Raw genomic sequence first — 5,216 nt, forward strand, 5'->3', positions numbered from 1 at the left:
ACAGGTCCGGTAAAATTGTTTGTAGCCATCATTCTCACCATGCCTTCCACAAGATCATCTACATATTGAAAAGATCTGGTTTGCTGACCATCACCGAAGATGGTAATATCTTCTCCTTTTAAAGCCTGAACTATGAAATTTGAAACCACACGACCGTCATCAGGATTCATGTTAGGCCCGTACGTATTAAAAATGCGCACAATTTTTACATCCACACCATTCTGATGATGGTAGTCCATAAAAAGAGTTTCCGCACATCTCTTACCCTCATCGTAACAGGAACGCGGTCCTATGGGGTTCACGTTCCCCCAGTAATTTTCAGGCTGAGGATGCATTTCCGGATCGCCATAAATTTCGCTGGTACTTGCCTGTAAAATCCTGGCTTTTACCCTTTTTGCAAGTCCCAGCATATTAATAGCCCCCATTACAGAAGTTTTTATAGTTTTAATAGAATTATATTGATAGTGTACAGGTGAAGCCGGACAGGCCAAATTGTAAATTTCATCCACTTCAATCATATACGGAATAGTAACATCGTGACGTATCATCTCGAAGTAAGGCTCCTCCATAAGGGGAATTATATTTTTTTTGCTTCCGGTAAAATAATTGTCCAGGCAAATTACTTCATTTCCCTCATCCAGAAGTCTCTTACAGAGGTGAGAACCTATAAAGCCCGCTCCTCCGGTAACTAAAATTCTTTTCATATTGTTTAATTATAAAGAAAAACACCCATCCCTTTCAGCATCTATCGGAATCTACAAAGGACTTCGTGTTAGGTTATCGAATTAAGTCTGGATGAAATTCTTCCAGATATGAATAAACTGCTTTTACCTCCTGCGAAGCTTCTTTGGAAACTACCAGGTTTGCATCTTTTGTAGAAATAAAAATGCAATTGTTCACACCCACAAAGAAGGTGGGTTTTATTTCGCCGAGCTGCATATTGGCATTGGAATCCATAGTATAGCCATTAGACTTAAAATATTCATATACTGCTTCAAAAGAACCCATGTCGCTCCATTCGAAACCGGCCGGAACCACTTTGATCCTGTCGCTTTTTTCCATCACTGCGTAATCTACACTTATAGAAGGTATATGCATTGACATATCTAAATCAAGAACGTCATTTTCAGCATTTTGCCAGGCCTCCAGGGATTTTTGGTATACTTCCGGAGCAAACTTCTCTAGTTCGCTAAGAAAAATTTTTGCTTTAAAGCAGAACATTCCACTATTCCACAAAAAATTCCCAGCCTTCAAAAAAGCCCTGGCGTTGTCTTTATCCGGCTTTTCCCGAAAAGAAACGACCTTATCTCCATCAAATTCTATATAACCATATCCTGTTTCAGGCGTTGTTGGTTGTACCCCAAAAGTGACCAGGTAATCCTCTTTGGCAAGTTCTGTAGCTTTCTTAACCGCTGCGGTATAACTTTCCCCTTCCTGTATAATATGATCTGCCGGGGTCACCAAAAGGAGGTCGTCAGGATCTGCAGAAAAAGCAGCAAAAGCAATTGCCGGTGCCGTGTTACGTGGTGTTGCCTCTACTATATTTGTATAAGTAGCCTGGTTGGTTTTTCTTAATATTCTTTCTGAAAGCTCCCTGTTACCCCGGTTACCTACTATAATTAATTTTCTTGAGAAGGGCCTGTTTCTTTCAATTGCCAGTTCAAATAAAGATTTTTCTGAAAATATCTCCAGATATTGTTTAGGATTGGACTGCCTGGACAGAGGCCATAACCTACTTCCAACTCCTCCTGTTAAAATTACATGTGAAACTTGCATCATAAAATCTTTTAAGAATTAGTACCTACTCAATAACTTGTTTAAGTTATAGAAAATAATGAAAAAGCAGCATTAACCAACCATTGCCGGTTTGGCAGCAAAAGATTCCATAAATTCTGGTTTTCCAACACCCTTTGGCACAAAACCGATCTTTATCAGCTCCTGAATATCAAGCAAGTTTCGACCGTCAAAAACAAAAGCCGGTTTCAGCATATTTTGATATATCCTTTCCCAATCATAACCCTTGAATTCTTCCCATTCCGTAAGTACCGCTATGGCATGGGAATTTTTGCATGCTTCGTACGGGTCATGAACTACTTTAAGGTTTGACCTATTTGCTTCTTTACTTCTGCTTTTAAGGTAATCCAGATCACTAAATATTTGTTCTGACTGTACTTTAGGATCATACACGGTAATATTTGCCTCCTCGTTTAACAAATGATCTACCACATAGATGGCAGCTGATTCTCTCGTATCATTAGTATCCTTTTTAAAAGCCCACCCAAGGATGGTTATTTTTTTTCCTGAAACGGTATTATACAGAGTTTGTATGATATTTGCTGCAAATCTTTTTTTCTGATAGTCGTTCATAATAATCACCTGCTCCCAATATTCGGCTACTTCCTTTAAACCAAAGGATTGAGCAATATAAACCAGGTTAAGGATATCTTTCTGAAAACAGGAGCCTCCAAAACCTACGGATGAATTCAAGAATTTAGAACCAATTCTGGAGTCCATTCCAATTGCTTTTGCTACTTCAGTCACATCTGCCCCTGTTACTTCACAAAGTTCTGACATTGCGTTTATGCTGGAAACCCGCTGAGCAAGGAAAGCGTTAGCAGTTAGTTTTGAAAGTTCGGAAGACCAGACATTTGTAGTTAATATTTTTGATTTCGGCACCCATTTTTCATATATACCCGATAGGGCAGAAATTGCTTCCTGCCCTTCTGTAGACTGGACATCCCCTCCTATTAAAACTCTATCTGGATTTAATAAGTCCTGTATTGCAGTTCCTTCTGCAAGAAATTCGGGATTCGATAAAATTTGATACTTTACACCATTTCCGGTGTTGTCCAATATCTCCCGTAAAGCAGCTGCAGTGCGAACAGGCAAGGTAGATTTCTCTACAATTATTTTGTCCGTCCTGGATACACGTGCTATTTGCCGGGCACATAATTCTATCCATTTAAGATCTGCAGCCATTCCTTTGCCTATTCCGTAGGTTTTTGTGGGAGTATTAACAGATATAAATATTAATTCAGCAGCATCTATAGCGGCATCAACGTTGGTCGAAAAGAATAAATTCTTACCTCTTGCTTCCTTAACTACAGCAGGTAGGCCGGGTTCATAAACAGGGATTTTCTCTACATCCTCATTGTTCCAGGCCGCAATTCGATCTTCATTAATATCTACGACAGTGACGTTAATTTCCGGACACTTTTGAGCAATTACGGCCATTGTAGGTCCACCAACATAGCCTGCTCCTATACAGCATATATTTTTGACTTTCATGTTCCTATTTCAGTATTAGTTTGTACAGTTTTCTAGATGATATTTTCATCAATGTTTGCTTCAGATCAGATGCTTAAGATATCTGGTTTTTCAGATCAGGTAATGAAAAAAATTGAGTACTTTATTTTAATTTCTTTTTAATTATTGATCTTTGGGGAGTACAATTAGAAATTTCTATGGCTTCGCCGCTGTAAGTCCCATTTTTGGCCTTACATTTTATTATTGCTTTGTGGGGAATATCCTAAAAATAGGGTCGAAAAAAAGATCTTTGGGGACATAAAAAATTGATCTTTTTCTTCCTTACTAAGATTATAATTTTTTCATGAGGTCCACATTTTGATTGTGTTAAATTTTTCGTAGCACAAGATTCAGAAGAATAGAAAAAGTGGGCTAAAGGATGAAAAATTGAAATATTTCATCAATAATGAGCAATTTTTTAATAATTAAGCAATTTTAGGAGCTTTATGACTGTTAATAAAAATAGAATGACAAAGCGTTAAAATCCAAATATTTGCGTCCACAACAGCAATTTTAGCTCTTCAAACTTCTCCGGCAAATCTGCCATCCGATAAACGGTAAATTTTAATCTATGACGAACTCGTAGAATTTTAACATATTTTCTTAAAAACGCGAATTCCTTCCGAAGTAGGAAAAAAATGAAAGATTTTTACCTTATCTCTGATCTTATAATCTTGTAAAAAGAGTTCACTTAAAAAACAGAAAATCGGGAACTATGAAAGAGTGGCTATTTTTTTCCGGACTAAAGGCCAAAAACTTTGTTTTTTGATCCTGTCTTTAGAATAATGGTATTTGTGATTAGTGAGCTGTAAAACTCTATAAGAATGAAATTCTTAACATCCTTGGAACAGTTCTCATGATTTGAAATTTCATCAGATTCTGTAATTCAATTTTTTTAAAAATTACCAGAAACATAATCCGTAATAGAATGAGAACTCTTTCTCAGGCAATTTGGTGAAGGAAAATACCTTTGAATAGGGGTAACCTTAGCGCAAAAACCACTAATAGCAACTACAGCATTTTTTCAGTAGATTATAAAAGGTAGAACAAAATAACCTGCGTGTCAAGAGAGTTTGATGTTTTCAATAGGGAGAACCGGAAGCTTTAGTCCTTTGATCATTTCCCAAGCTTTTCCATAGCAAAGTTAATACGGAAAAACAGCTATTAAAGAGGCCCTGATAAAAAATTCCTGGCGTAATAATAACAAATGATAAGACCAATCAGGAAGGAAGAAACTGTTATCTCCAGAGTTTACTGAAAATCGTATTCCTTTCTTTCCTCTTTAGATATATAAAAAGCGGTTTCATACTTAGAAATAACATCCTCCACTTCGTCTGCGGGGATTGGCAGAGCTGTCAAAAAGTTTAAAGCTAAGGCTTAGGAGAACATGATGTAACCTGCCGTCAAAATCGGCCAGGTTTACGCCGTCCATTCGGTTCACCCCTCCTGTAACTGTATTGTCATTTTGAACATCTATGGGCTGCATGTCCTCAGAAGCCAGACTATGGGAATAACGCAGATCCAACTCAAAACGTCCTACTCCTGCCTTAACTCCCGCCTGAATTGCCAAAGGAGAGTTTTGTACAACTATAGCATCCGCAGTATTTTCCAGAGAGGCTTCTATAATATTGTTATACGCAGGTCCTGCATATACATCTATAGGACCATAAACATTATAGCCCACTAGTAGAGGTATGGTGAGTTGATCAACAGTATAAGAAGATGTACTGTTTACCAAAGTAAATTCTGTTTCAGAAGAAATATATAGAGCTTCAGGTCTAATAAGAAATTTACCAAACCTCATTTCAATAAAAGCCCCTCCATGGAAACCAATTTGCGATTCAGGAGTAAAAGTGCCGGTACTATATTCCGGAACACCGTCAACGGTAGAAGAATTACCCTGGATTTCG

General features: G+C 37.6%; 4 protein-coding genes. All 4 read right to left on the reverse strand.

Annotation, left to right across the window (positions count from 1 at the left end; all coding sequences use genetic code 11):
- The coding region (locus tag RM529_RS15785; RefSeq protein ID WP_311485712.1) for a UDP-glucuronic acid decarboxylase family protein at positions 1–704 on the reverse strand (704 nt) is incomplete at its 3' end.
- 73 nt (positions 705–777) lie between these two features.
- Positions 778–1,779, reverse strand: coding sequence for a mannose-1-phosphate guanylyltransferase (locus tag RM529_RS15790; RefSeq protein ID WP_311485713.1), 1,002 nt, complete (start codon positions 1,777–1,779; stop codon positions 778–780).
- Between the two features lie 69 nt (positions 1,780–1,848).
- Positions 1,849–3,288, reverse strand: coding sequence for a nucleotide sugar dehydrogenase (locus RM529_RS15795; RefSeq protein ID WP_311485714.1), 1,440 nt, complete (start codon positions 3,286–3,288; stop codon positions 1,849–1,851).
- Between the two features lie 1,327 nt (positions 3,289–4,615).
- A partial coding sequence (locus RM529_RS15800) for an outer membrane beta-barrel protein (RefSeq protein ID WP_311485715.1) occupies positions 4,616–5,216 on the reverse strand: 601 nt, incomplete at its 5' end.

This window comes from Autumnicola edwardsiae (assembly GCF_031846505.1).
GTDB lineage: Bacteria > Bacteroidota > Bacteroidia > Flavobacteriales > Flavobacteriaceae > Autumnicola > Autumnicola edwardsiae.

Excerpts from the sequence above, each read along its gene's own strand:
- RM529_RS15795 (WP_311485714.1), bottom strand. The coding sequence starts at position 3,288 with ATGAAAGTCAAAAATATATGCTGTATAGGAGCAGGCTATGTTGGTGGA.
- RM529_RS15790 (WP_311485713.1), bottom strand. The coding sequence starts at position 1,779 with ATGATGCAAGTTTCACATGTAATTTTAACAGGAGGAGTTGGAAGTAGG.